The sequence below is a fragment of the Micromonospora andamanensis genome (assembly GCF_016863495.1).
In the GTDB taxonomy this organism is placed as follows: domain Bacteria; phylum Actinomycetota; class Actinomycetes; order Mycobacteriales; family Micromonosporaceae; genus Micromonospora; species Micromonospora andamanensis.
In genome coordinates, this window is record NZ_BOOZ01000115.1 from 1 (window position 1) to 1,142 (window position 1,142).

Annotated in this window: 1 protein-coding gene; it reads left to right on the forward strand. The window is 69.4% G+C overall.

The annotated features are described in order from the left end of the window. Positions 1-18: 18 nt before the first annotated feature. A complete protein-coding gene (locus tag Van01_RS32715; protein WP_444543480.1) occupies positions 19-1,122 on the forward strand; it encodes an IS30 family transposase in 1,104 nt (367 codons plus the stop codon). Positions 1,123-1,142: the final 20 nt, after the last annotated feature.

Here is a 1,142-nt window from a genome sequence, read left to right on the forward strand (position 1 = left end):
GGCGGTTTCTAGGCTTCAGTGCAACTGATCTTGGTTGTGCTGGGGGTGTTGGTGGCGAGGCCGGGTGTGTTGACGTTCGGGCATCGGCAGGTGTTGGAGCATCTGTGGGGGTCGGGGCGGACGATTTCGCAGATCGCGGGGCTGCTCGGGGTGCCGGTGTGCACGGTGTCGCGGGAGGTGGCGCGGAACAACAGTGCGCGGCACGGGACGAAGAACCCGCTCGGGCGGTCACTACCGTCGGGGCGGGCTCGTCGGCCGTATCGGTGGGGGTATCAGGCGCAGTGGGCGCAGCGGCGGGCTGACGCGGCCCGGCGGCGGCCGCAGCGGGCGAAGCTTGGGGCGGGTACGCGGCTGCGGGAGGTGGTGGCGGGGAAACTGGCGCGTAGGTGGTCTCCGAAGCAGATCGCCGCGTGGTTGCGGGCCACGTTCGTCGACCGTCCGGAGTTGCGGGTGTCCCACGAGACGATCTACCAGGCGATCTACGTGCAGTCGCGGGGCAACCTGCGGGCCGAGTTGACCCGGCAGGTGACACTGCGTTCGGGTCGCACCCAGCGGCGCCCGCAGTCACGTGCCGCGGGCGCCGCCCGTAGCCGTCGGCCCTGGATCGGGGACCTGCACATCAGCACCCGACCCGCCGAAGCCACCGACCGGGCGGTGCCCGGGCACTGGGAAGGTGACCTGGTCATCGGCAAAGCCGGCGCCTCGGCGATCGTGACCCTGGTCGAACGAGCCACCCGCTACGTGATGCTCGGCGCCCTACCCCACGGCCGCGACAGCGAAGCCGTCATCGACGTGCTCACCACCCTGGCCACCCGCATGCCGGCACACCTACGCCGGTCGCTGACCTGGGACCAAGGCGCCGAAATGGCCACCCACCCCGTGTTCACCGTCGCCACCGGATGCCCGGTCTACTTCTGCGACCCCCACAGCCCCTGGCAACGCGGCAGCAACGAGAACACCAACGGCCTGCTACGCCAGTACTTCCCCAAAAGCAGCTACGACTTCCGCACCATCGACCAGACCGGCCTGGACGAGGTCGCCCACGAACTCAACACCCGCCCCCGCGAAACGCTGGGCTGGAACACCCCAGCCCAACGCCTCGCACAACTCATCGCACCCTAACGATTGCACTCACCCCTTGA